General features: G+C 57.3%; 26 protein-coding genes and 1 tRNA gene. 16 read left to right on the top strand and 11 right to left on the bottom strand.

Annotated elements, in window-relative coordinates:
- Nucleotides 1–29: 29 nt before the first annotated feature.
- Nucleotides 30–500 carry a GNAT family N-acetyltransferase gene (locus ACTHND_RS12700; protein ID WP_440178317.1) on the top strand — a complete coding sequence of 157 codons (471 nt, stop codon included), beginning with the start codon at nucleotides 30–32 and terminating at the stop codon, nucleotides 498–500.
- A gap of 2 nt (nucleotides 501–502) precedes the next feature.
- Nucleotides 503–1,798 (top strand): ATP-dependent protease ATPase subunit HslU, encoded by a 1,296-nt coding sequence (gene hslU, locus ACTHND_RS12695; protein ID WP_440178316.1) that lies wholly within the window; start codon nucleotides 503–505, stop codon nucleotides 1,796–1,798.
- On the opposite strand, the gene ACTHND_RS12690 is transcribed toward hslU, so the two are convergent.
- Nucleotides 1,786–2,247 carry a low molecular weight protein-tyrosine-phosphatase gene (locus ACTHND_RS12690; RefSeq protein WP_440178315.1) on the bottom strand — a complete coding sequence of 154 codons (462 nt, stop codon included), beginning with the start codon at nucleotides 2,245–2,247 and terminating at the stop codon, nucleotides 1,786–1,788. The two genes, hslU and ACTHND_RS12690, sit on opposite strands and share 13 nt — an antisense overlap.
- A gap of 58 nt (nucleotides 2,248–2,305) precedes the next feature.
- Between ACTHND_RS12690 and nth the strand changes: the two genes are divergently transcribed.
- Both nth and ACTHND_RS12680 read left to right on the top strand, forming a co-directional pair.
- Nucleotides 2,306–3,010, top strand: coding sequence for an endonuclease III (gene nth, locus ACTHND_RS12685; RefSeq protein ID WP_440178314.1), 705 nt, complete (start codon nucleotides 2,306–2,308; stop codon nucleotides 3,008–3,010).
- Between the two features lie 82 nt (nucleotides 3,011–3,092).
- Complete coding sequence (locus ACTHND_RS12680) at nucleotides 3,093–3,407, top strand: hypothetical protein (RefSeq protein ID WP_440178313.1); 315 nt, start codon at nucleotides 3,093–3,095, stop codon at nucleotides 3,405–3,407.
- On the opposite strand, the gene ACTHND_RS12675 is transcribed toward ACTHND_RS12680, so the two are convergent.
- The 3 genes from ACTHND_RS12675 to ACTHND_RS12665 all read right to left on the bottom strand — a co-directional run bounded on the left by ACTHND_RS12675 (nucleotide 3,400) and on the right by ACTHND_RS12665 (nucleotide 5,511).
- Nucleotides 3,400–3,993 (bottom strand): hypothetical protein, encoded by a 594-nt coding sequence (locus ACTHND_RS12675; RefSeq protein ID WP_440178312.1) that lies wholly within the window; start codon nucleotides 3,991–3,993, stop codon nucleotides 3,400–3,402. The two genes, ACTHND_RS12680 and ACTHND_RS12675, sit on opposite strands and share 8 nt — an antisense overlap.
- A gap of 65 nt (nucleotides 3,994–4,058) precedes the next feature.
- Nucleotides 4,059–4,577: a GNAT family N-acetyltransferase gene (locus ACTHND_RS12670; RefSeq protein ID WP_440178311.1), complete on the bottom strand. Its 519-nt coding sequence runs from the start codon at nucleotides 4,575–4,577 to the stop codon at nucleotides 4,059–4,061.
- A complete protein-coding gene (locus tag ACTHND_RS12665) occupies nucleotides 4,567–5,511 on the bottom strand; it encodes an ATP-grasp domain-containing protein (protein WP_440178310.1) in 945 nt (314 codons plus the stop codon). The genes ACTHND_RS12670 and ACTHND_RS12665 overlap by 11 nt, the downstream gene beginning before the upstream one ends.
- 57 nt (nucleotides 5,512–5,568) lie before the next feature.
- Here ACTHND_RS12665 and ACTHND_RS12660 point away from each other — a divergent pair, with 57 nt between their 5' ends.
- On the top strand, nucleotides 5,569–6,564 hold the full coding sequence (locus tag ACTHND_RS12660; RefSeq protein WP_440178309.1) for an adenosine kinase: 996 nt from the start codon (nucleotides 5,569–5,571) through the stop codon (nucleotides 6,562–6,564).
- On the opposite strand, the gene ACTHND_RS12655 is transcribed toward ACTHND_RS12660, so the two are convergent.
- The 5 genes from ACTHND_RS12655 to ACTHND_RS12635 all read right to left on the bottom strand — a co-directional run bounded on the left by ACTHND_RS12655 (nucleotide 6,561) and on the right by ACTHND_RS12635 (nucleotide 12,854).
- Complete coding sequence (locus ACTHND_RS12655) at nucleotides 6,561–6,776, bottom strand: hypothetical protein (RefSeq protein WP_440178308.1); 216 nt, start codon at nucleotides 6,774–6,776, stop codon at nucleotides 6,561–6,563. The two genes, ACTHND_RS12660 and ACTHND_RS12655, sit on opposite strands and share 4 nt — an antisense overlap.
- Entirely contained in the window at nucleotides 6,776–7,345 is a 570-nt protein-coding gene (locus ACTHND_RS12650) for a Smr/MutS family protein (RefSeq protein ID WP_440178307.1), read from the bottom strand. The genes ACTHND_RS12655 and ACTHND_RS12650 overlap by 1 nt, the downstream gene beginning before the upstream one ends.
- 222 nt (nucleotides 7,346–7,567) lie before the next feature.
- Nucleotides 7,568–10,207, bottom strand: a complete 2,640-nt coding sequence (locus ACTHND_RS12645; protein WP_440178306.1) for a PAS domain-containing protein — start codon at nucleotides 10,205–10,207, stop codon at nucleotides 7,568–7,570.
- 193 nt (nucleotides 10,208–10,400) lie between these two features.
- Complete coding sequence (locus ACTHND_RS12640; RefSeq protein WP_440178305.1) at nucleotides 10,401–11,483, bottom strand: calcium:proton antiporter; 1,083 nt, start codon at nucleotides 11,481–11,483, stop codon at nucleotides 10,401–10,403.
- A gap of 153 nt (nucleotides 11,484–11,636) precedes the next feature.
- Nucleotides 11,637–12,854, bottom strand: coding sequence for a TadE/TadG family type IV pilus assembly protein (locus tag ACTHND_RS12635; protein ID WP_440178304.1), 1,218 nt, complete (start codon nucleotides 12,852–12,854; stop codon nucleotides 11,637–11,639).
- A 364-nt stretch (nucleotides 12,855–13,218) separates the two neighbouring features.
- On the opposite strand from ACTHND_RS12635, the gene ACTHND_RS12630 reads away from it, so the two are divergent.
- The 3 genes from ACTHND_RS12630 (at nucleotide 13,219) to ACTHND_RS12620 (ending at nucleotide 14,867) form a co-directional block, all read left to right on the top strand.
- Entirely contained in the window at nucleotides 13,219–13,536 is a 318-nt protein-coding gene (locus ACTHND_RS12630) for a hypothetical protein (protein ID WP_440178303.1), read from the top strand.
- A 225-nt stretch (nucleotides 13,537–13,761) separates the two neighbouring features.
- On the top strand, nucleotides 13,762–14,256 hold the full coding sequence (locus ACTHND_RS12625) for a hypothetical protein (RefSeq protein ID WP_440178302.1): 495 nt from the start codon (nucleotides 13,762–13,764) through the stop codon (nucleotides 14,254–14,256).
- Nucleotides 14,257–14,444: 188 nt separating this feature from the next.
- On the top strand, nucleotides 14,445–14,867 hold the full coding sequence (locus tag ACTHND_RS12620) for a hypothetical protein (RefSeq protein WP_440178301.1): 423 nt from the start codon (nucleotides 14,445–14,447) through the stop codon (nucleotides 14,865–14,867).
- 908 nt (nucleotides 14,868–15,775) lie between these two features.
- Here the strand turns inward: ACTHND_RS12620 and ACTHND_RS12615 are convergent.
- Nucleotides 15,776–16,084: a hypothetical protein gene (locus ACTHND_RS12615; RefSeq protein ID WP_440178300.1), complete on the bottom strand. Its 309-nt coding sequence runs from the start codon at nucleotides 16,082–16,084 to the stop codon at nucleotides 15,776–15,778.
- Between the two features lie 39 nt (nucleotides 16,085–16,123).
- On the opposite strand from ACTHND_RS12615, the gene ACTHND_RS12610 reads away from it, so the two are divergent.
- From ACTHND_RS12610 to ACTHND_RS12575, 8 genes are all read left to right on the top strand, one after another.
- Entirely contained in the window at nucleotides 16,124–16,258 is a 135-nt protein-coding gene (locus ACTHND_RS12610; RefSeq protein WP_440178299.1) for a hypothetical protein, read from the top strand.
- 1,002 nt (nucleotides 16,259–17,260) lie between these two features.
- Nucleotides 17,261–19,030, top strand: a complete 1,770-nt coding sequence (locus tag ACTHND_RS12605; RefSeq protein WP_440178298.1) for a terminase large subunit — start codon at nucleotides 17,261–17,263, stop codon at nucleotides 19,028–19,030.
- A complete protein-coding gene (locus ACTHND_RS12600) occupies nucleotides 19,027–20,262 on the top strand; it encodes a phage portal protein (protein ID WP_440178297.1) in 1,236 nt (411 codons plus the stop codon). Before ACTHND_RS12605 ends, ACTHND_RS12600 begins: the two co-directional genes overlap by 4 nt.
- Nucleotides 20,263–20,272: 10 nt before the next feature.
- Nucleotides 20,273–20,914, top strand: coding sequence for an HK97 family phage prohead protease (locus ACTHND_RS12595; RefSeq protein WP_440178296.1), 642 nt, complete (start codon nucleotides 20,273–20,275; stop codon nucleotides 20,912–20,914).
- Between the two features lie 35 nt (nucleotides 20,915–20,949).
- Nucleotides 20,950–21,288: a hypothetical protein gene (locus ACTHND_RS12590; protein ID WP_440178295.1), complete on the top strand. Its 339-nt coding sequence runs from the start codon at nucleotides 20,950–20,952 to the stop codon at nucleotides 21,286–21,288.
- A 33-nt stretch (nucleotides 21,289–21,321) separates the two neighbouring features.
- Nucleotides 21,322–21,852 carry a hypothetical protein gene (locus ACTHND_RS12585; protein WP_440178294.1) on the top strand — a complete coding sequence of 177 codons (531 nt, stop codon included), beginning with the start codon at nucleotides 21,322–21,324 and terminating at the stop codon, nucleotides 21,850–21,852.
- A complete protein-coding gene (locus ACTHND_RS12580) occupies nucleotides 21,834–22,196 on the top strand; it encodes a phage head closure protein (RefSeq protein WP_440178293.1) in 363 nt (120 codons plus the stop codon). The genes ACTHND_RS12585 and ACTHND_RS12580 overlap by 19 nt, the downstream gene beginning before the upstream one ends.
- Nucleotides 22,189–22,749 carry an HK97-gp10 family putative phage morphogenesis protein gene (locus ACTHND_RS12575; RefSeq protein WP_440178292.1) on the top strand — a complete coding sequence of 187 codons (561 nt, stop codon included), beginning with the start codon at nucleotides 22,189–22,191 and terminating at the stop codon, nucleotides 22,747–22,749. Before ACTHND_RS12580 ends, ACTHND_RS12575 begins: the two co-directional genes overlap by 8 nt.
- 120 nt (nucleotides 22,750–22,869) lie before the next feature.
- Here the strand turns inward: ACTHND_RS12575 and ACTHND_RS12570 are convergent.
- Nucleotides 22,870–22,944, bottom strand: a tRNA-Gly gene (locus ACTHND_RS12570).
- Between the last annotated feature and the right edge of the window lie 37 nt (nucleotides 22,945–22,981).

The raw sequence follows: 22,981 nt of genomic DNA, 5'->3' as shown, positions 1-22,981 counted from the left end.
TCCCTTTTCTTTCTTGGAGGGCGGCACTCTTGATAGTCTTCCGGCCCCTCAAGGATAGCGACGCCGGTATTCTGCTGATCTGGATGTCGTCCCCGCATGTCCAGCCATTCTGGACGGAAGATGGCTCGACGCCGGAGGATGAGGTCGAGACCGCGCTGGACCTGATCGGTTCGGATGATGGCGCGGCCTTTATCATCGAACTAAACAGGCGTCCGATCGGCTATATTCAGCATTACGCCTGCGGCCCGGATCAGCCGGAAGGCGCCTTGGGTATCGATCTGTTTATCGGTGATGTATCTCTGACCGGCGAAGGGCTTGGCCCGCAGATCCTGCGCCAGTTCAGCGACGACCTTCTGGCGAGGGGCGCAACCCGGCTGGTGATCGATCCGGCCAGTTCGAACGACCGCGCCATATCGGCTTTCCGTAAGGCCGGCTTTGAAATTTATGAAACACGGGATGGCGTCACCCTGATGTCCAGATCCCCCAGACTGAGTGCCTAAAGATGACCACCTTTTCTCCCCGCGAAATCGTTTCCGAACTCGACCGCCATATCATCGGGCATCACGACGCCAAGAAGGCCGTCGCCGTGGCCCTGCGCAACCGCTGGCGGCGCAAGGCGACCGACGAATCGATCCGCGATGAGATCACGCCCAAAAACATCCTGATGATCGGGCCAACGGGCGTTGGCAAGACCGAGATCGCCCGCCGCCTGGCCAGGCTGGCCCAGGCGCCCTTCATCAAGGTGGAAGCGACCAAGTTTACCGAGGTCGGCTATGTCGGCCGCGATGTCGATCAGATTGTGCGCGACCTGGTGGAAGCGGCCATGATCATGGTCAAGGACAAGAACCGCGCTGGCGTGCGCGCCAAGGCCGAACACAACGCTGAAGAGCGCCTGATCGATGCGCTGGTGGGCGAAAGCGCTGCCGCAGCGACGCGCGACTCGTTCCGCAAAAAGCTGCGCAATAATGAGCTGGATGACAAGGAAATCGAGATTTCTTTGGCTGACAGCGCCCCGGTCGGGATCATGGAAATCCCCGGCCAGCAGGCGGGCGCGTTCAACCTAAGCGACATGCTGTCGAAGGCTATGGGCGGACGCAAGAAGACGGTCAAAACCACGGTGAAGGAGGCTCTGTCGCCGTTGATCGCCGAGGAATCCGACAAGCTGCTCGATCAGGAATCGGTCGCCAATGAAGCGCTGAAACTGGCCGAGAATGAAGGCATCGTATTTCTCGACGAAATCGACAAGGTGGCTTCGCGCTCGGAGCGCGGTGGTGCGGATGTGTCGCGCGAAGGCGTGCAACGCGACCTGCTGCCGCTGATCGAAGGCACGACCGTTTCGACCAAGTATGGCCCGGTCAAGACCGATCATATCCTCTTCATTGCCTCGGGCGCTTTCCACGTCGCCAAGCCGTCCGACCTGCTGCCGGAATTGCAGGGCCGCCTGCCGATCCGCGTCGAACTGAAGGCCCTGACCCAGGAGGATTTCCGCCGAATTTTAAGCGAACCTGAAGCCAACCTGATCAAACAGAACCAGGCGCTGATGGCCACCGAAGGTGTCACCCTGGTGTTCGATGACAGCGCCATCGCGGTCATGGCCGAGGCGGCGGCCACGGTCAATGCCAAGGTGGAGAATATCGGCGCGCGGCGTTTGCAGACCGTGATCGAGAAGGTGATGGAGGATGTTTCCTTCACCGCATCCGATATGCACGGCCAGACGGTGACGATCGATGCCGATTACGTCAAAAAGCGCCTGGGCGATATCGCCACAGACGCGGATCTGAGCCGCTATATTCTGTAGGTTTCCAGCAAGCCCGCACTGGCCTTTCCGCACAGCCGGTAAACCGCTTCGAAATCCGCCGCGCCGCCATAATAGGGATCGGGCACATTCTTTGTCAGGCCCAGCGCTTCTTCAAGGTAAAGTGCCACTTTCGCCGGCGAGCCTTGCGGTTGCATGGCGGTGACGTGGCGGACATTATCGCGGTCGAGGCCCAGAATCAGGTCGAAGCGATCGAAATCGTCGATATGGATCTGCCGTGCCCGCTGGTCGGAAATATCGATGCCGTGGGCCTGCGCCACAGCGATCGAGCGCCTGTCCGGCCGTTCGCCGCTATGCCAGCCGCCGCAGCCGGCGGAATCGATGGTGAAGCGATCCGACATCCGCGCCTGCCTCACCTGATGCCGGAAGACTCCTTCTGCCAGGGGAGAACGACAGATATTGCCAAGGCAGACGAACAGGATGGCGGTCATTTCGGGCTTTCCGGAGAATCGGGCATAAGACACTCACATCTACTGTTGAAGCGCGCCGATGAAAACCACCAAGCCTAAAGCCGCAAAGTCTAAAGTTTCTGGGCGCCGCAAGGTCGATCCTGAACTGATCCGCCAGTTGTTCGAGCGGTTCGAGCAGGACAAGCCGGAGCCAAAGACCGAACTGAACTATTCAAACGCCTTTACTCTGGTGACGGCAGTAGCGCTTTCGGCACAAGCCACGGACGTCTCGGTCAACAAGGCGACCGGGCCGCTCTTCGCCATTGCCGACAATCCGGCCGACATGCTGGCACTCGGCGAGGAAAAGCTGATGCGGATGATCAGCTCGATCGGACTTTACCGCAACAAGGCGAAGAACGTCATGGCCATGTGCCGTATTCTGCTCGACCGGTACGACGGGCAGGTGCCGATGAACCGCGAGGCACTGGTCAGTTTGCCAGGGGTGGGGAACAAGACGGCCAGCGTGGTGCTCAACGAGATGGATATCGAACCGGCCATCGCCGTGGATACCCATGTCTATCGCGTTTCGCATCGGCTGGGCCTGGTCGATGCCGCGGCCAATACGCCGGACAAGGTTGAAAAGCAGTTGATGCAGGTCATTCCGAAGCACTGGCTGACCCGCGCGCATCACTGGCTGATCCTGCACGGCCGTTATGTCTGCGTGGCGCGTAAACCGAAGTGCGACATCTGCATCGTGCGGGATTTGTGCCCCAAGGTCGGCGTCGATTTCACGCCGCTGGTCTAAAAATTTATAACTATGCTACTTGAAATGTGTTGGCACCGCCTTATTTCCAAGGTGTTAACAAAACCCTAATTAGGAAAGGGATATGAGTAGCATGCCAATTAGTGAACGAAAGCTAATGATTCCAGCCCTTTGTGCAGCATCAGAAATGCCAAATGGGTTTATTCCCACCTCTGATTTGATTGTTCGTCTTGAAGATATTGTTCATCCAACTGGAGAAGACAATAAGATTTTAGCAGGTCGGCACGATACAAAATTTTCTCAAAAAGTAAGGAACCTTGTGTCGCATCGTTCTGGTTCAAATACGATGTTTAGTTTAGGGCTGGCCGTTTATATTAAGGATGCGAAAGGCATTCAAATTACTGATACCGGTCGTCAGTTTATTAAGAACGTTATTTAAAAGCAGCTTTATAGCCTGGCTTGAACCATTTTAACTCTGTTCCACTTTGAGCAGATTTATCCCAAACGAACCAAGCGTAAGCTGTAGTGCCACTCCCTTGCTTTTCAACTCCTGCCGGATAAAACGTTATTCGCTCACTAAATACCCAAACTCTGCTAGGAGGAGAGTGAGCGAATATCGTTTTGTTTCTGTTTGCGCCTTCTAGAAAGGCGAGCCGTAACAGAAGAGCAAATTTTTTTTCTGCTAATTTCAGACCGGTTTTCACAAAACCTTCTGCAGAATTATATGGCGGATTGGTTATAATATTTTGCGATTTCCGACTCTGTAAAAGAAAGTCAATGCCAGATTCTCCAAATCCGCGATCGTATAAATCTGTACTTACTACGCTATTGGATGTTTTTTCCAATACTTTTGACATAGCGCCATTACCACAAGCCGGTTCCCAAATTTCTCCAGCTAAAAGCTCGTTATCAATCAAAGCTTCGGTTGCCCAAGTTGGAGTAGGGAAAAAGTCTGGGCCGTCTAGATCAGCTAATCGCTTTATAGTGGGTTTAAAGCCACCATTTAAATTGTATGTTGCGTCCATAATAAAAATATATACGAATCAATAATTTAGTCAATATTTTTCACTAAATCTTTATAAAAAAATCGTCAATCGGTTGAAATTATTCGTTCCAAAATAAACGTCGGCTCATCGTGGAACAGGGTCTCGCGCAGGGGCTTATAGCCATGGCGCAGGGCCAGTTTCAGCGAGGCAGCATTTTCGGGCGCGATGATGCACTGGGTTTTCGTCAGGTTCAGCACATTGTCGGTATGGAGAAGCGCGGCCTTCAGCGCTTCGGAGGCATAGCCCTGGCCGTGGAAGGCACTGTCGAACACCCAACCGGTCTCTAAGGCATCCAGCGGCGGATCAATCTCGCGCTTGAAGTCGAAAATGCCCATGACGCCGATATGCTGGTCCTTATCTTTCAGGCGCACCGACCAGGTGCCGAAGCCGAAAATCTGCCAGTGACCGATATCGCGCAGCAACCGCAGCCAGACGGTCTCGCGGTCCATCGGCTTCCCGGTGATATGGCGGTAGACTGGTTCCTGAGACCACAGGGCGTGCTGCGCATCGAGATCGCTGGCCGCCAGCGGCTTGAGGATCAGGCGGTCGGTTTCAATGAACATGGTCGGAACTTGTGCAACCGCAAACCATCATCGCCGCCTCGACCGCATCCTTGAAGCGCCTGGACGCTTCGGGATGGTAGGTCAGGTAGAGGTCGGGCTCGATCAGTTCCAGTTCCATCAGGCAGAAGCCGCCATCAGGCGCGCGCACCATATCGACGCGGGCATAGAGCAGGCGATCGCGGCCGATGAAATCAATGGCCGATTGCGCCAGGGCCAGGGCTTCCGGTGGTGGTGTCAGGACGCGCAGGTGGGCGTCGTAATCGGGCTGGGAGCGGAAATCGCCCGACTTTGGCGTCTTGAGCACAGCATGGGAAAGCTGGCCGACGAAATAGAGCAGGGACCATTCGCCTTCCGACTGGATGGCTGGCATGAAGGGCTGGATCATGGCCGGGCCGATGGGCGGCGTGGTTGTGGTGATAGCCCCCTCCACCACTTCGTGGTCCCCCTCCCCCGCTGCGCAGGGGAGGATATCGCCTTCCCAGATCAGGGTGTTTTTCGCGCCGGCGGAAATGGCGGGCTTGAGCACCAGTGCCTTCTGGCCGAAATCAGCGCGGGCGCGCGCCACGTCTTCGTCCGTTACGCTTTCGGTAAATAGCGTCGGGATGATGCGCACGCCGGCCTCGGCCAGATCGCGCAGATAGCGCTTGTCGACATTCCACGACACGATTTCCGGCGGATTGAAGACGCGGCGTTCGGCGGCTCCCATAGCGGTCATGGCGCCGATAAAGCTGTTGGGCGCATTGTGATAGCCCCAGGCGACCAGCGGCAGGATCAGGTCGTAATCCTCGGCGATCGGCTCCGACCACGGCTGGTCGAAGATTTCCGCGTCGATGCCGCTGAGGGCCTCGCGGTAGGCATCGAGCACATAGGGCCAGCGGCCATGGTGCGACGGATGGTCTGGATTGGGGGTCAGGATCAGAATACGCTTGCTCATGGACTCTTTATTGATCATTAGGTTACGCCATATCAACTGAAATTTGAGGCCCTGCCCATGACCGTCGAATATGACATCACCGCCGTTGGACACGCCATTGTCGATGTGCTCGCTCCTTCCGATGATGCCTTCCTGACGAAGCATGACCTGCACAAGGGCGCGATGACCCTGATCGACAGCCATCGCGCGCTCAGCCTTTCGGAAGCGATGGCGGAAAGCGAAATGGCCTCGGGCGGTTCGGCCGGCAATACCATTTCCGGCGCGGCCTCCTTTGGCGCCAAATGCGCCTATGTCGGCAAGGTGGCGCACGACGCCATGGGGGAGTTTTTCGCCCGCGACCTGCGCAAGATGGGCGTCGAATTCCGCACACCGGTCCTGCACGACGACCCGACCCCGACCGGTCGTTGCCTGATCAATGTCACGCCCGATGGCCAGCGCACGATGGCGACCTTCCTGGGCGCCGCCGCCTTGGTCAGCCCGCAGGATCTGGATGAGGAGATCATCCGGGCTTCTCAGATCACCTATCTTGAAGGCTATCTCTTTGATACCCCGTCGGGCCGCGAAACCTTCGCCAAGGCGTCGCAGGTGGCGCGCGCTGCCGGCCGCAAGACGGCCATCACCCTGTCGGATGGCTTCGTGGTCAATCGCTGGCGTGAAGACCTGCTGGCCTTTATCGACCGCCATATCGATATCGTCTTCGCCAATGAAAACGAACTGCTGGCCCTGTTCCAGACCGATGATTTCTTCAAGGCCCTGCGTTACTTACGCAGCAAGACCGACCTGGCCTTTGTCACCCGTTCGGAAGAAGGCTCTGTGGTGGCCAAGCTGGACGACACGCACATCATCAAGGCCGCCCCGTGCGCCAAGGTGGTCGATACCACTGGCGCGGGCGACAGTTACGCAGCGGGCGTGCTGTTCGGTCTGACACAGGGGCTGCATGTCACCACCTGCGCCGAACTGGGCTCCCTGGCAGCATCGGAAGTAATCGGCCATTATGGCCCGCGCGCGCAGGTATCGCTCAAGCAACTGGCGATGGAAAAGGGACTGATTTAATAACGGCGGGAAGTTGGTTCCCAATCAATGGCTCCAAAGTCATTTTGGGCGGTCGTCATCGCTTCTGCCTTGGTTTCGAACCAATAGTCCTTTTCGGGAAATGGCGAGTCTGCTCGTTCGAAAATGAAGAGATAGGCTCCTGTTTCTTCTGTTTGTAAGATCAGATGGTGATGAGGTTCTGCACATTTCGTAGAAATCAAATTGTCGGCCATCAACTCCTCCGTTTCAGCGCAACATAAAGCGCACCGGTGCCGCCGTGGCGGGCATGGGCCTGTGAAATGCCAGCGATGATATGCGACAGCGCCGAATCGGCCAGCCATTCCGGCGCATGGCGTTTCAGTATGCCATTTTCGGCCACGCCCTTGCCGGTGATGACCAGGACCGCACGGTAATCATTGGCATAGGCCTGCTGTACGAATGCCTTCAGGCGCGCCTCGGCGGCGAAGGCGGTCATGCCGTGCAGGTCGAGACGGGCCTCGATCGGATCGCGTTCGCGGGTGATGCGGCGCTTGCGTTTCGGCTCGATCGGATCGGGCGCGTGATCGGCGGCGCGGGTGATCTTGAAGCCGCTGACGGGTTTCAGCGACTGACCGATCTTGAAGGGCGTCAGAGGTGCCGGCGCAGGCTTGGCGGCGGTCATCTCGCCAGGCATATCGGCGATCTTAATGGTTTCGGTCTGCGGTTCAGGTTCCGGCTTTTTAAACGGCTTGTGCGGTCGCACGGTCGCCGTCACCAGCGCCCACAGCCGCAAATCCTCTGCCTTGAAACCGAACCGTGCCATGTGCATCCGAGAAAGCAAGAAACCCCACCACCACGAGCCTTCCTTTGCGTGTCTTCAGAAGAGCCGGCTCGCGGTCCCCCTCCCCGGCACAGCCGGGGAGGTATGATAACAAGCACAGACTTTCCTTTACCTCCCCAACGTGTTGGGGAGGGGGACCGCGCCTCCTTTGAGGCGTGGTGGTGGGGTATCTTACTTTACAAAAGCGGCCAGAGGCTACCGAATTTAGTAGTCTTCCGACTGGAAAGCCTGCAACTGGCGGGTCAGGCGCTCACCGCGCTTGCCGGCGGTGAGCGCGGCTTCCGACAGGCGGCGGATGTTTTCCGGGCTTTCCGGCTGGCGGGCCATGACTTCCAGCGCGCCATTAATGACGCCCAGCATCTGGGCGAAATCCTGCGCCACATCGCTGGTCAGGCGGCCGACCGTCTCATAACGCTGGGCGTGACCGAGGGCTTCGTGCAGTTTATCAAGCTGGGCCTGCATTTCAGACAGTTGCGCCTGCGCCTTTTCCAGCGCGCCCTGATCGGTGGCGGACGCCTTTGCCGTATTCGCCTGCTCCAGGCGGGCCTGGGCGTCATGATAGGCGGCCTGCCACTTGGTGACCTCGAACTGCGCGGCCTTTACCTTCGCTTCCCATTCGGAGGCATCGGGTTCAGGCGCCGGCTTTTCAAGCAGTGCCTTATGGGCAGCCTGAAGTTCAGCATGACGGGCAGCGGCCTGATCGAGTGCGTTCTTCAGGCCGGTGATGCGAGCTTCATGCATCCGGTAGTCCGGTTCCTGTGCGGGGGCGTTGGAAAGGACATGATAGCGCTGGGCCAGGTCGTCATGGCGAACTTGCGCCGTTTTCAGGCGGTCTTCCAGCGCGGTGATGCGGGCTTCGTGTTCGCTGTAATCCGGTTCCGGCGCAGGCGTTTCGGCCAGCTCGCGCAAGCGCCGGTCCAGATCGGCCTTATCCGCTTCGGCCGTTTCCAGTTCCGCCTGCAGGGCGCGGATGCGCGCATCATGAGCACTGTAATCGGGCTCGATGACAGGCGTATTACGCAGGGCGTCCAGTTCGGTTTCGAGCGCGGCCTGAACGGCGCGGGCCATCGAGAGTTCAGCGCTCATTTCGGCGATGCGGCCCTCTTCGTCCGGCCTGGTGGCCAGCAGCATATCGAGTTGCGCCTGAAGGGCATCGTGACGCTTTTCAGTCTCCGCGATCTGCGCCTTCAGGCTCTCATTTTCGGCCAAGACCAGCGGATCGGGTTCGTGGACGATCACCGGGTCGGGCAGGGGGGCGACGGTTGGGGTATGCCAGTCATAGGGCGACTGCATTTCTGATAAAGCCTCTTCACGGGCCACGGCGGCGGCTTCGGTGATGGCGCTCTCACGTTCCAGCGCCGCCTCGATCCTGACGGCTTCCAGTTCGGCTTCATGAGCAGTGCGAGCCTCGGCCAGTGCGCTTTCGCGCGCCGTTTCGCGTGCCTCGGATAGGGCGTCTTCCAACTCGGCTTCGCTGATCCCGGTTGTCTGAACGACCGGCTCCGGCTCGGCCTGCTGGCTCTTCCAGGCTGTGCAGTCGAAGGCGACACCGTAGATGTGTCGCTGGCCGTCAATGGTCTTCGCCTGGCCTTCAAGCGCGATCCATCGCTCGCCGCCATCCGGGCGGGTGACCTTGATATCGAGCGCCAGATGGTCGCTTTCGCCGCTCATCAGTTGGCCGAAGGCGGTATCGGCCACGGCCTGGTCGGCATCGGAAATCAGGGTCGGGCCGCCGGGATAGTCGCGGCCGATCAGCGCCATCATGCCGGCGTCTTCGACAATGGTATCGGCGTCCGCATCATACTGCCAGGTGCCGACGCCGAGCGCGGCGCGGGCCTGTTCGGCCAGGCGATGGTCGGCCAGTTCCTGAGTTGCGATTTCGTGCGCCTCATTGGCGGGAGCGGTAACAGGCGCCGCGGCAGGCAGGATACCGGAAGGCAGAGCGGTGACGGTCAGGCCGCTTTCGCCGCCTTCGTGGGTCCGCACCACCCAGGCCGTGACGACGCAGGGCTGGCTATCGCCGTTCGGCGCCTTGAGCGTCAGTTGCATCGATGTCTGGCTGTGGGGCGAGGTTTCGTCCAGACGGTCGCCGAGATAGTCGATGGCCTTCTGGAAATCGCTGTCCGCCACGAAGAACTGCGTCCAGTTCTGGCCAAGCGCCTGTTCGCGCGTCATCTCGAACGCGTCGAGCGCGGCATTGTTGATGTCGATGACCTGGCCCTTGGAATCGAGTCCCCAGAAGGGCACGGTGGCCGAGGCGAACCAGTGGCCGCGCCACAGGCCGTTCAAATCGTCGATGCCTTCGCCGGACGAGGTTTCCAGTTCGACCATGGCGGCCGTGGAGCCGATGACCTCTCCGGCGCCGTTCATGATCGGCATGGAGGTGACGCTGACAAGCACCTTTTCGCGGCTGCCGTGATTGACCAGCAGATGCTGGAAACCCTTGACCGTCTGGCCGCGCAGGGTGCGGGCGATCGGCAGCAGATCGGCCGGAATCATGCGGCCGTCAGGATAGGTGATGCCCCAGGTGGCGGAATGGAAGCGCAGGCCCAGCAGTTCGGAATCCTTGCGGCCGAGAAGCTGGTGCGCCGCCCGGTTGGCGAAGGTGAACTTGCCGGTGTTGTCGGTTTCGACCAGGGCCACGGGCACGGCGTTCAGCACATTGAACATGCGGCGTTCCAGGTTATCGATCTTGCGTTCGGCCTTGAACAAAAGATCCTGGAACTGGCGGACCTGGAAGGACTTCAGCGAGGCGATGACGCCGCCGACAATGGCCAGGGCAAGCAGGATGAAGGCGGCCACGCCGAGCAGCGCAATCAGATCATGCTCACTTTGCAACAACATACCCGAACCCTATGCAAAACCAGACCGCCGGCTGCGTCATTTTGTGACAGAGTCCGCCCGGTTGCCCCAGAGCCAGCAAAAACCGTACCTGAGCCGGATGCAAGTGAAATCATCTTGAATTGCAGGGATTTAACCCGCCGCGCCCCTGGCGGGAGAACGTCATCAGCGCGCGCAAGCCTCGTGGGCGAATTGGCTACAGCCCCATCACCGCCAGCATGACGAAGGTGGCGAACAGGACGAAGTGCGTGGCGCCTTCTATGGCGTTGGTTTCGCCGTCATGCAGGTTGATGGCGGCCACGATCAGGGTGAGCACGGTCATGACAGTCTGCGGCGCACTGAGCGCCATCTGCACCGGATGGCCGGTGACCAGGGCCATGATCTCGATCACCGGCACGGTCAGGATGACGGTGGAAAGCGAGGCGCCAAGCGCGATATTGACCACGGGCTGCATCCGGTTGGCGAGCGCGGCGCGCAGGGCGGTAAGGATTTCCGGACTGGCGGAAATGGCGGCCACCAGTATGGCGGCGACGATCGGCGGCACCCCGGTGCCGGTCAGGCCGCGGTCCATGGTTTTCGCCATGACCTCGGCCAGTATGCCGATCAGCACGACGCCGATGACGAGGGCGGTAACCGAGCCGGCCGTACTGCCGTGGTGCTTATGCTCCGTATCGCCGGTCTCGGCATAGGTGTAGCTGAAGAAATAGCTGTGGCGCGTGGTCTGGAGACGCAGGAAAATGCCGTAGAGCAGCAACATGCTGCAAATGGTGAAGACCGAAAACACCTGCCAGTGATGCGAGGGAATGAACTCCGGTACCACCATGGAAATGCCCATGCCGGTCAGGATCATGACGATGTAGGTATTGCCGGAATCGACATTATAGGGCTGTTCGCCATGACGCAGGCCGCCAAGGATCGCCGCCAGGCCCAGTATGCCGTTCATGTCGATCATGACGGCGGAATAGATGGTGTCGCGCGCAAGCGTCGGCGATGAGGTGTGGCTCAGCATCATGATCAGGATGATGACCTCGACCAGCACGGCCGAAAGCGTCAGGATCATGGTGCCGTACGGCTCTCCCACCTTTTCGGCCAGAACCTCGGCATGGTGTGCCACGCGCAGCGACACCATGATGATGACGGCGATCAGGCAGAGCCCGGCGATCAGCGATGCCGTCTGACCGCTTTCGAGGATCAGGTGTTCGCTAAGGAAAGCGGCGCCGGCGATCAGCGTGCCGAGGATAAGGAATTTTTCGGATTTCAGGATGGCGGACATGATCATGCGTAGACTACGGCGCGCGGTTGAAAGTCAAGATGCAACCGGGTGGGAAGTCTGGAGCACTTTCCGAAAAGTGTGACGCACTTTTAGGGCCAAAAAGTGCGTTAAAACATAAAATTAGAGCGCCGATCTAAACCAATCAGATGTGTAAACGCTCTAATGGCTGAGCACTGGCGCGCTGTAGCCCGGCCCAACGCCCTGAGGCACGGGTACCGAGGAACCGGCATAGCCGTTATTGATGACCAGGACCGGATTTTTCGTCAGGGTCAGGGTATCGGCCACGATGATGCTCCAGGCGGAATCCTGGGCCACATTGCCAGTTGTGGCAATATTCAGTTCGGCGTCGGGAATATAGATCGTGCCGAGCAGCTTGCTGACATTGTCCGATGCGATGCTGAAGACCTGATGGTTATCGCGGGTGGTGATGATGAGGAAACCGGCGAAGGGACCGCTCTTGCGGGCGCTCAACTGGACCGTGGCCCTGTCGGCAAAATTGATCTTCTTGGTCGAACCGAAGATCAGCGCTACGTCGTCGCCCTTGATGACGGCGTTTTCGTGCGCCTCCAGGTCGTCCATGAAGTAATGATCGCCGGGTTGCAGGATCAGGGTCGCATCCTTGTCGATCATGTAGTGCTCGCAATGGACGCCGGGCGGCAGGATCAGGGTTTCGCCCTTTTTCTGGGTGATCCGTTCCGGCTTGCCGACGCAATCCTGCGGCGGGGTGAGGGAGAGGGCCGCAAACGGGTCGGAAATGGGCAGGGCGCCGCCATTGCCCGCCGGTGAGACCGGCCCCTCGACCGTCCCGACGGCCTGTGTCCGTTCCGCCTGGATCATGGCCGAGCTCTTGACCCTGATATTTTGATTGGCGTGGATTGCGCAGCCGGTGGCGCGAATGCGGGCGGTATTTTCAAGGGTAATGCCGCCCGCGCCCGTCTGGAGGACGCACAGAGGCACGGAGCCCAGATTTTCGGCGGTGGCCCTGGCGGTGAGTGTGGTGTCGCCGAAGCCAAGAAAGCCGATCAGCGCCTTGTGGTCGGCTGCCGCCGTCACGGTTATGGCGCTGGCCTTTCCGTCAATGGCGGCACTGAAAGTGGCCCTGGAACGGAGGCGGGACCGGGCAGCGCTTTGTTGCGCCACGGTAATCGCGGTGTCGATCGGCGTTTGCGCGGCGGTATTGGCCATGGAGAGGCGCCCGGCGCCGGCCAGCGCACCGGCGTCGACGGCCTCCTGAAGACTGGCCCGTTCCGTGGAAACGCTGCTCAGTTCAATGATGCCGAAGGCGGCAAACATCAGCGGAATGGTCGTCAAGGTGGCAATAATGGCGACATTGCCGCGACAATCGGCGATCCATTGTTTTATAATTTCCGATATCATGCCGTCTCCATAAGTATTATGGAAATTGTCATGTAATAGTAAATATAATAACTATATATAAATCATGGGTTTTAGCTGAAATTCGCATCAAATATACAAATTGCGAAATGGATTTATATTTCGCATAATGGATATATTTAAACTTATGAATTATATATATTTAAAATATACGTTGTAAAATAGGTTTTTGAAGCGAATAATATGGGTAAATTTAGCGTTTACCCTCTTCCGGGGTTTACATTTCGCCTCCGGCTGATAGCTTCGTCTCCATAGTAACGAGCGGCCCGGGACCAGTGGTTTCGCTCCTGTGTTTTTGCATCCCCATGTTGACATTTTTAACCGGTTGCCCGGTTTGAAGACGCGTATGCGTTTCAAGCCCGCGACCCTGGAGCGCGCTATGGATCTGGATCGGGAAGTCGACCGTCTGATGAAACGTATCGAACAGAGGGTGGCTGAGCCGGAAGTCATTTTCGCGGCCATCAAGCAACTGGTCGGATCGCATTATGCCTCAAGCCTGCCGGCGGAGCTGGGCGCCTTCAATCACTTCATGGATATGTCGTTGCAGCGCCGGCTTTCTGGCCCCGGCCTGGCTGTGCTGACTAACGATATCAAGAAGCGCATCGCCGCGCTCAATGCTGTATTCTATCTGCAGGCGGCTAAGCGCGACGTTCACTGGGTCTAGGCCCTCTTGCCCGCGTCTGCCGGATCGTCTACATCCATTCCCTGACAAGGGTGCGGCTCAGGCCGTCCGCTCTGATGACCAGATGAACCACAGGATCGGCCAGCAGATCATCCAGGGTGGGTTCGGTAAATGTGCAGGTCATGATGCGCTGCCTTTCCAATGCTTGCTATAGCACCATCATAATGCTAATGAGAATTATTCGCAATATAATTCTTGAGTCGAGCCATGTCTGTAGCGGAAACTCCATCACCGGAAACCTTGCCAAACGATATTCGCAATCTCGGCTATGCCGGGCATTTCATCGTCTGGGTGATGCGGACGGCGGTTGCCTGTGCGCCGGAATGCCGCATGATCCACCGCGAATTCAGCCATGCCTTTGGTCCGCATGTCGAGGCGGGCGCCAAGGCGTTCGAGCGGGTCTTGCTGGCCCTGGCGAAGGGCACGCGGCCGATCATCCTGGCCCGGCCGGGGCATGTCCATATGACGCATGATGAACTGAGCCTTCTGGCGCTATTTGCAGCCGCGCAAAGCGGTGATGAAGCGCGTTGCCTGGCGCACGCGCGCTGGCTGATGGGAAAGGGCCGGCCTGAGCCGCTATATGAGGCAGTGGCCGATCTGGGTAAATGCCTGGCGCGTAATGGCCGGACATTATGCCCGGCGCCCGATGCCGTGCCGCCGCAAGGCTGTGCAGGTGGGCCGGTCTGTTTACAGGCGCTGTGATCCAAAAGCAAAAAAGCAGCCCGAAGGCTGCTTTTGAAAGTCAATCCGAGAAGGATTGGAGCGGGCGAAGAGGGACTTGATCAGAAAAAATATTATGTAATGGATTTAATATTTTATTGATTTGTAAGGGATAATTTTTGTGCCGGTACAAATATTCGATACAAAGTCGATACAAATGAAGGTGCCGGATGAAAAGGAATAGGTGGCCCGAAGGCTTCGGGCAAAAGCCAAACGGTGTCTTTAAGGTGCGTAAAGTTGTACCAAAAGAGTTGCGGGCAATCCTCAAGCGCGATGAATTTAATCACACCTTCACGGATCAGTATGGGCGCGGGCTGAAGATCGAGTTAGACGCCTTGGAGCAATATGCGCGTAGAAAGTTTGGGGAGTTATTTTCGGCCCAAATGTCGGGAGGGAGGCCTGCTCTGACTCTGAAAAGAAGATTGAGGCGATCACGCGACGACGACTTTCATGACCGTTTTGTTGAGTTAACACTCGTTCATGCCGGGGGTGCGCAGCGGGTGCATCAACTCATTATCGGTCGTGGTGTTGAGGCATTCTTCAATGATAATTATGAATGCACGGTGTCCTATGCGCCGCCCGACACGATGTAGTTTTTGGACGTAATAAGTTGATTTCATGCTTCAATATAGTATGATTCGAGATTGTGATCAGAATACAAAATAGTTCAAAAGGATTTAAGCGTACTCACAGCAGTCATCTGCTCTCAATGATAAACACGAGTCAGCTAAATCTTTTTCTTCGTAAGCGACTCACTTCTCTTCGAAATACCTCACTGCGTATCACTGTTCCGAGAATGACACTTCGCAAACTGGCTTACGTGCAAGTCTGCTCGCCTTTTGCTTGGCATTGCTTTTCGTCATTTCAAAGCTTTTTCAAAAGACCTGTTCATCGGCAGTTTCATCGGATTGTCAGGGGTTTTTAATCCCCCCGCCGCACGGAACGCATGTCTCCTGCCGGTCTGGCGGGTGCTATTTCCGTGAAGCGGGGGTTGGAATGGGCAGATTGGCTTTCACCATCATGTCAGGAAACGTCCGGAGGTGCTGTGCGCCAACATCATCACAAGGGGGAGACCCGTGCCCTTGTCCTTCCGGTCCAATGTTCTTGCGAACTCTCGGTTATCTCATTGCTGAGAAGCCTTCACCATCTTCCAGTTCCTTGGGGTTGCCCGGATGACTCTTCATGAGGTCCGATTACGCATTTTCGGCAATGGTGAAGTCGGTGCGTGGAACTCTGAAAACCACGCGAAACGATCTTTGATTGCGATGTTTTTAACCCCCTTCGCAATTCGGGTCGCTGCTTCGGCTGATGGTGCGGTCATGTTCCCGCCGACCCTTGAATAAGGAAGCTATGTAAAGAATGGAGGCAGGCTTGGCGAAGCGTCCAGAATGTCCGGTCTTGAACCCGGCTTTACAGGACTGTCCTTAACGCGCCTCCACATCTATTTATCACGCCATTTCCATAGAATTTAATTATTCAGAATGGCGTCGGGCGGGCAAATTTAATTCATCTGAGGGATGCCCAGGACTTTTAATGCAAATAAAGTTCCCTTCTCATGAACAGGCTCCCCATCTACAAGTATCCACTTAATCTTGTTTTCGTCTGATTGACGCTTGAAACGTCTTATTGCCATTTCCGTCGAAATATAATCAATTGCAAGCCCCATCATTCCATGTGGAATATCGTCTTTTTTGCAATACGTTTTATAAAATTCAAGTATCTTTTTCTTTGGCAATCTTTTTGTATGATTGCGTTTTGCATAATGTGTCATATACACATTACGCATATCCGAATAAAACTTTTCCATCATTTTGATAACTTTTATTTCTGAACCTGACTAAGGACTATCGTGCGCCGCGTCTACTGTCGTAGCGTCGACACGAATTCAGACCGAGAGGCCAAGGTTCTGGCTGCCATCGTCATGACCTCGCTGGAAAATCTGCGGGTGCATTTTGCCCGCATGAAAGAGATGTACGGCTATTGACGTAGACCGCGAATAATGTGATTTTCGTCATAGTCGCAAGAGGCGGCACAAAAATAGGCCCATCGGGAAACCGGCGGGCCTTTATTCTATTCTGGCTTGGAATATTTGACCAAGACGTGACGGTCGGCAAATAGCCCGCCAGGGGCATCGACAGACACTTCCCAGTTATCAACGAATACCGCGCTCTGTGTTGATTCAGATATGATTGCACACTCATCGATATTGATCCAAATGTCGTTCTGGTCATTAGTGACCGACCTCAAGAACATGATGGGCCCCATCACGCCCACGGCTACACAGCCCGATATTTCTTTCACGTACCCGGATTTGTGGGAATCTAGGTGCTGAGATAGAGGTCTCATTTTCCAAGCACTGCCGTAAGATGCGACAACCAATCCGCTTCGTGGCAACGAGACGTAGTGGGGCGCCCTGTTCTCTGCGTGCTTCAGCACGGCAACTACGATTGCTTGATCGGGTGCTTCTATGGCTATGCCGGTAGCCACGCCTGTATGCGTTTTAAAATCGAATAGCTCCCCCTGTTGTACATCTCGGAATTCTTTAGGTGTGAATAAACTAGAAAATGGCAACGTCGCTCTCCCTGTTCTGTCATCCCAATATGGGTAGTTAGCATGCCGAAGACAACATTTTCTGAGCCAGTCACTTGACTAACAGCTTCGGCTATCGGTCAGCAGAAGCGCAGGCCTATCGTTACCTCTACAACAGCGCGGCATGGAAGGGACCAAGCGGCCGGCGTCTGACCCAGTTGGCCAAAGAGCCACTATGCCGCATGTGCAAGGCAGCGGGCAGGATCACCGCGGCAACGGTAGCTGACCACATCATCCCACACAGGGGTGACGAGCGTCTGTTCTACGAGGGTGAATTGCAGTCCCTGTGTGACGCCGCCCCATGGCGTTGTCACTCAAGCCGTAAGCAAAAGATTGAGGCGCTGGGCTATGAGCCGGGCAGCGATAACAAGGGCAGGCCGGTTGATACTGCGCACCCTTGGAACAGGCCCAATCAAAGGCCCGCGTTCAGTATACCGTTCAGGGTGGAGCCATCGGCTATTCCCGTCATGTTGGTGTGTGGACCTCCGGGAGCCGGCAAGACGACATGGGTTTCTTTCCAGCCGTTCTGAGTATCACGGCGGGTGCCAGCGAAGGGCAGCCTTTCCACCCGCTGCCCTGGCACGCCTTCACGGTCGGGTCTTTGTTCGGCTGGAAAACAGCAAGCGGGCGGCTCAGGTTCCGTCGTGGCTGGCTTGAAACAGGCAAGGGCCAGGCGAAATCACCGCTGATGGCGGCCATCGGGCTGTACCTGATGGGCTGGCATGGCGTGAAACGTGCCCAGGTTTATTCGATCGGACAAAACCGGGCGACCGCAAACGTGCTGTTTCGGGATGCGGCGGCCATGTGCAGGGCGCAAATTCCGGGGCAAGAGGACGTTTACGAGGAGGCCAGGGAGACGCTTGAGAGTCGCGGCGACGTGGTTTTGCGCGGCGAACTGGACAATTGCTGGAAAATTGAGCACCCGGAATCCGGATCGATCTTTCAGTCTCTTGCAAACGGTGAAGAGGTGTCTGGCCCGCGCCCCGTCGCGGTGCTGGCAGACGAGATACACGAATTCAAGTCGAGTTCATCTATCGAGACCTGGCAGGCCGCGATTGCTAAGGCGCCCGGTGATGCCATGATGCTGCTGGGCACGAATACGCCGGCATCGACCCAAATTGTCGGCACGCAGTACAGCGAGTTTTACCAGAAGGTCGCAAAGGGTGAGGTTAGCGACGACGAGGCCTTTGTATTCATCGCCCGCGTCGATAAGGCTGATCGGGAAACCATATTCGAGAACGAAGCGGCCTGGGCAAAGTCCTTGCCTGCTCTTGGTGTGACCTTCCCGATTGAGAATATCCGGGGCGAGGTCAACACCGCACGGGTGATGCTGTCAAAGGCCATGTCGGTCAAGCGGCTTTATTTCGGCATCCCGACCGGCGCGGTGGATTTCTGGATTGATGAAGCGGCCTGGGTAGAGGTCCAGGGCGAGTTCAATCCGGACGACTTCAAGGGTTGCCCCTGCTGGCTGTCTCTTGACCTGTCGAAAAAGAACGACCTGACCGCCCTGACTGCCGTCTGGCTGAAAGATGGGCGGCTCTACGCCAAGACTTGGTACTGGACCACAAAAGACGGCCTGGCTGACCGCGCCCGAAAGGATGGCGCGCCCTACGAAGAGTGGGTTGATGATCCAGCCGTAGACCTGACAGCGGTCAACGGGGCTGTCATCGACAAGACGTTTATCGCTGCTCAGATTGCAGATATTTGCGCCGTTCATGACGTGAAGTTTCTGGCTTTCGACCCGGCTGGCATCGCGGATTTCATGTCCGCCTGTGAGCAGATCGGCTTCCCGGTCTGGAAGTGGGAGGGTGTCGGCAAGGATGAGGGAACGGGCCTCAAGCTCGTCTCTCATGCCCAGGGGACACGCATCGTTTTCGAGGACCGTCAGCTTTGTATGCCGCGCTCGATTGAGCGGCTTGAAGACGCGATCCTGACCAAAAACATCACCGTCGATATGTCGCCGGTTACCTACATGTGCGCCGGCAACGCGCTCGTTATCGAAGATGGACAGAAGAACCGGGCTTTCGACAAGGCCCGCTCACGCGGCCGGATCGATGGGCTTGTAACCCTCGCCATGGCGGTTGGCGCCGCAACATACACAGCGAAAGAGGAGGCTGGAATGGATGAATATTTCGCGTACCTCTCCAGCTTTGGAAAGAAGGCATGAATATTTTCAACGGCTTTCTGGCCTCTCTCCAAAAGAAATCGGCACCACCGCCGGTGACTACGCCTGGCGTTTCAACGGTCACTGTAGGTTTTAGCCGCAACGACTGTGACGCCCCCGTCAATGAAAGGTCTGTGCTTGCCCTCTCGTCCGCATGGGCGTGCGTAAATCTCAACGCGGGGACTGTCGGCTCGTTGCCACTGATGGTCTATCGCACCGATAGCGACGGTAAGCGCCAGCCTGCAAGGGACCATCCCCTGTATCGCTTGCTGCATGACAGTCCTAACTACGATCAGACAGCAATCGACTTCTGGGAGGGAGGGCAGATTGGCCTTGAACTTCGCGGGAGCATGTTCGCCCGAAAGGAAATGACAGGCAAGCGCGTGAGCGCGCTTCTCCCGTTCTGTAATCCGCTCGTCACCCGCACAAGCTCCGGATCGATCCGCTATCAGTGGAATCAGGATGGAAAGTCTTACGACGAGCCGCAAGAGAACGTTTTCCATGTTAGGGGCTTCGGCTCGACGCCGCTTGGCGGCATGTCGCCGTTGCAATATTGCCGGCCGGTCTACGCGCTCGCCACGGCCGTCAATACCGCCGCAACATCGCACTTCAGGAACGGCGCCCGCCCTTCACTTGCTCTGACTACCGACAAAATTCTGGGAGACAAGCGGGAAGAAATTGAAGAGGGCCTTGCCGTTCGCCACCAAGGCGTGATGAACGCCGGCCGTCCCCTGCTGCTCGAAGGGGGGATGATCCCGCACAATCTGTCCTTCTCGCCCGAAGACGCGCAAATGCTCCAATCGCGCGACTTCAGCGTCGGGGAAATTTGCAGCATTTACGGCGTTCCACCCATCATGATCGGGCGCGGTGAGAAGACGAGCAGCTGGGGAACCGGCGTTCAGGAGGTAATCAGCGCTTATTATAAATTCGCGCTCCGTGTGCGTCTGGTGCGCATCGAACAAGCGATTAAACAGCAGTTGCTCACAGCAGAGGATCGCGCCCAGGGCGTGACCGTAGAGTTCAATATCGAGGGGCTGCTGCGCGGTGACAGCGCGGCACGGGCCGCCTTCTACGAGATCATGATCCGCAGCGGCATCATGACCAGAAATGAGTGCAGGGCACTTGAGAACCTGCCGCCTGTGGAGGGCGGTGACATCATCCGCGTTCAAATGCAGGACGTTCCGCTTACCCAAATGGGACACAACGGCGGTCCTCCGCTGGACGACGAGAAGTAGGAATATCACTATGAACGAGCTTGACTTCAGCCTTGAGACCAAGGCGCTGGACGATGACGGCTATGTCGAGGGCCTTGCGGCCGGGTACGGCAACCTTGACCTGGGTGGTGACATCATCCTTCCGGGCGCTCTTGCCAAGTCTCTGAGCGGTCGCAAGTCCGTACCCATGCTGATGTTCCACGATCAGAAGCGCCCCGCAGGCGTGTGGAATTCGTTTGAAGAAAAGCCAGAAGGTCTATTCGTCAAGGGCAGGTTCTCCATGTCCACACGCGCCGGCAAGGAAGCGCACGGGCTGGTAAAGGATGGCGCCATCGGTGGCCTGTCGATCGGCTTCAACGCCGTCAAGGAAAAGGTGGTCGGCAAGGCGCGCCACCTGGCCGAAATCATGCTTCACGAAATCAGTCTGGTCACCATTCCGATGAACCAGAAGTCGCTCATCACCGGCTTTAAGGCGGTCGAAGAGTTGCGCGAAATCTTTGAGCGAGGCGAACAGCCATCGCTTTCCCTAATCGAGAAACACCTCCGTGATGGTGGGTTTCCTGACTCCCTCGCTACCGCGTTCGTCTCGCTGGGCAAGGGCGCTTTCCGCCAGGGCGATCCTGGGGCCGAGACGAATGACCCCCTCAAATTTCTACAGGCCCTACGCGGCTAACCCTGCCCTCAGCGGGCGCATCACAAGGTAAAATCATGACAGATCAAATCGAAAAACTGGCGGAAGACATCAAGAAGGACTTCAACCAGAAGCAGGAACAGGTTCAGGAAATCGCCCAAAAAGCGCTGAGCGAAGCCGAAAAGAACGGCACGCTGACGACCGAAACCAAGGCCGTAGCCGACAAGGCGCTGCTGGACATCAACACCATCAAGGAACAGCTTGCGGAAATCGAACAGAAGATGGCCCGCAAGCCCGGCGCCGATGGCGAGGAAGTCCGCTCATACGGTGCGCAACTTGTCGAATCCGACCGCTTCAAGTCCTATCAGGCCGGTAGCTTCAACGGCTCAGTCATTCAGTGTCTTGCCGACCGTTGAGCGCCTGCTCTGGCCCTACAAGCAGATCAGGGTGTGACCTTGATTGCCCTCTGCCTCGGTGGTGCGCCCTCAGTGTGGGACGACCTGGCCCGCGCTCAAAAGCTGATCGGTGACACCCGCCATATCGTGGTCGCCTGCAATTATTCCGGCATTCAGTATGACGGGCGCATCGACGCATGGGTCAGTCTTCACCCTGAACGCCTGCGCCCGTGGATGGCAGAGCGTGCCGAGGCGGGGCGCAATACCGATTACCGTGTCTTCGGTCAGGCCCGGCGCTGCAACAGCCCCGGTGAGGTCGTATCGCAGACGTGGAACGGGTCTTCTGGCCTCTACATGGCGCAAGTCGCTCTCCAGGCCCTGGGTGCTACGGGCGCTATCCTGTGCGGAGTACCGATGGAATCAGAGGCCGGACATATCCATTGGCCCGGCAACTGGTCTGATCCGAACCTGTACCGCCCCGGCTTTGAACAAGCGAAGTCAGAGGATGCCAATATTCGTTCAATGTCGGGATGGACAAGGGCGCTGTTCGGCGCCCCGACCCGCAAATGGGTGCAGTCGCAATGATGGCGGGCAAGCTTGATCGTCGTATCACCTTCGTGGTGAAGGCACCGGGGACCACCGATGGCTTTGGCGATGCCCAGATGAAGGATTACCCCATTGGCCCGGTATGGGCAGCGGTGACGCCCGTCAGCGATGGCGAACGCATGAGGGCAGCTCAGGCTGAGGCCGTCATCACCCACAGGTTTCAGGTTCGCTATTCTGCCCGCGTCGCTCGCGTCGGTGCCACAGCGCAGATCCTGTACGAAGGCCGCACCTTCGAGATTGTCGCGCCACCCAAGGAAATCGGCCGGCGCGAAGGGCTGGAATTCAGCGCCACGGCCCGCGCCGATGGCCCGGCACATGCCTAAGCGCACGGTTGAGGTCAAAGGACTGAGGGAACTTGAAAAGAACCTTAGCCTTCTGTCGAAGTCGATGGCCAAGGGTGCGACACGCCGGACGCTCAAGGCCGCTGCGGAACCGATGAAGGTCGCTGCGCAGGAAAAGGCACCGGTCCTAAGTGGCGACCTGAAGCTTGGCATCAGCGTCACGACGAAGAAGCCGAAGAACTACGACGCGGGCAAGATCGCCTACAACAAGACGATGCGGGAGACTGCGAACAAGCAGGTGGCGGTAGCGGCCATGCGCGAGGCGCGCAAGCAGAACCCGGCGACATTTTCAGAGGTCTTTGTCGGGCCTCTCGAAAGACAATTCTACGCGCACTTTGCCGAGTTCGGAACGGAGCATTCCGCCCCGAAACCGTACATGCGCCCGGCATGGGACGAAAAGCAGGACGAGTGCATGGATATAGTCCCAGTTGAAAGCGAGAAGCCTAAGAGCACACTTACATGCGTTCTGCATTTGTTCAACCGGGTGTCGACAACAATCTATCGAAATCGCACCATATACGGCGCATTCGGATAAAACTGACTGCAAATTTTTGGGCTTTTCCAGTGCTTCCCCCTTGCTTCCCCAACGTCAATGGGGTTGGATAATGCCAATCCTTTTCTGAAGACAACCGTTTGATTGTAAACAGAAAAGGATTGGAGCGGGCGAAGAGGATCGAACTCTCGACATCGACCTTGGCAAGGTCGCGCTCTACCGCTGAGCTACGCCCGCTTATCCGTTGGCAAGTCCGTGTCCGAAGACCGTGTCT

It is taken from the genome of Asticcacaulis sp., from assembly GCF_051954415.1.
In the GTDB taxonomy this organism is placed as follows: domain Bacteria; phylum Pseudomonadota; class Alphaproteobacteria; order Caulobacterales; family Caulobacteraceae; genus Asticcacaulis.
The sequence above is the reverse complement of the archived record's forward strand: the minus strand, read 5'-3'. Positions and strand labels throughout refer to the sequence as shown.

Bases quoted from the DNA above. Each gene is read 5' to 3' on its own strand.
- hslU (WP_440178316.1), top strand. From the start codon at position 503: ATGACCACCTTTTCTCCCCGCGAAATCGTTTCCGAACTCGACCGCCAT.
- ACTHND_RS12690 (WP_440178315.1), bottom strand. From the start codon at position 2,247: ATGACCGCCATCCTGTTCGTCTGCCTTGGCAATATCTGTCGTTCTCCC.
- nth (WP_440178314.1), top strand. From the start codon at position 2,306: ATGAAAACCACCAAGCCTAAAGCCGCAAAGTCTAAAGTTTCTGGGCGC.
- ACTHND_RS12680 (WP_440178313.1), top strand. From the start codon at position 3,093: ATGAGTAGCATGCCAATTAGTGAACGAAAGCTAATGATTCCAGCCCTT.
- ACTHND_RS12675 (WP_440178312.1), bottom strand. From the start codon at position 3,993: ATGGACGCAACATACAATTTAAATGGTGGCTTTAAACCCACTATAAAG.
- ACTHND_RS12670 (WP_440178311.1), bottom strand. From the start codon at position 4,577: ATGTTCATTGAAACCGACCGCCTGATCCTCAAGCCGCTGGCGGCCAGC.
- ACTHND_RS12665 (WP_440178310.1), bottom strand. From the start codon at position 5,511: ATGAGCAAGCGTATTCTGATCCTGACCCCCAATCCAGACCATCCGTCG.
- ACTHND_RS12660 (WP_440178309.1), top strand. From the start codon at position 5,569: ATGACCGTCGAATATGACATCACCGCCGTTGGACACGCCATTGTCGAT.
- ACTHND_RS12655 (WP_440178308.1), bottom strand. From the start codon at position 6,776: ATGGCCGACAATTTGATTTCTACGAAATGTGCAGAACCTCATCACCAT.
- ACTHND_RS12650 (WP_440178307.1), bottom strand. From the start codon at position 7,345: ATGGCACGGTTCGGTTTCAAGGCAGAGGATTTGCGGCTGTGGGCGCTG.
- ACTHND_RS12645 (WP_440178306.1), bottom strand. From the start codon at position 10,207: ATGTTGTTGCAAAGTGAGCATGATCTGATTGCGCTGCTCGGCGTGGCC.
- ACTHND_RS12640 (WP_440178305.1), bottom strand. From the start codon at position 11,483: ATGATCATGTCCGCCATCCTGAAATCCGAAAAATTCCTTATCCTCGGC.
- ACTHND_RS12635 (WP_440178304.1), bottom strand. From the start codon at position 12,854: ATGATATCGGAAATTATAAAACAATGGATCGCCGATTGTCGCGGCAAT.
- ACTHND_RS12630 (WP_440178303.1), top strand. From the start codon at position 13,219: ATGCGTTTCAAGCCCGCGACCCTGGAGCGCGCTATGGATCTGGATCGG.
- ACTHND_RS12625 (WP_440178302.1), top strand. From the start codon at position 13,762: ATGTCTGTAGCGGAAACTCCATCACCGGAAACCTTGCCAAACGATATT.
- ACTHND_RS12620 (WP_440178301.1), top strand. From the start codon at position 14,445: ATGAAAAGGAATAGGTGGCCCGAAGGCTTCGGGCAAAAGCCAAACGGT.
- ACTHND_RS12615 (WP_440178300.1), bottom strand. From the start codon at position 16,084: ATGATGGAAAAGTTTTATTCGGATATGCGTAATGTGTATATGACACAT.
- ACTHND_RS12600 (WP_440178297.1), top strand. From the start codon at position 19,027: ATGAATATTTTCAACGGCTTTCTGGCCTCTCTCCAAAAGAAATCGGCA.
- ACTHND_RS12595 (WP_440178296.1), top strand. From the start codon at position 20,273: ATGAACGAGCTTGACTTCAGCCTTGAGACCAAGGCGCTGGACGATGAC.
- ACTHND_RS12590 (WP_440178295.1), top strand. From the start codon at position 20,950: ATGACAGATCAAATCGAAAAACTGGCGGAAGACATCAAGAAGGACTTC.
- ACTHND_RS12580 (WP_440178293.1), top strand. From the start codon at position 21,834: ATGGGTGCAGTCGCAATGATGGCGGGCAAGCTTGATCGTCGTATCACC.
- ACTHND_RS12575 (WP_440178292.1), top strand. From the start codon at position 22,189: ATGCCTAAGCGCACGGTTGAGGTCAAAGGACTGAGGGAACTTGAAAAG.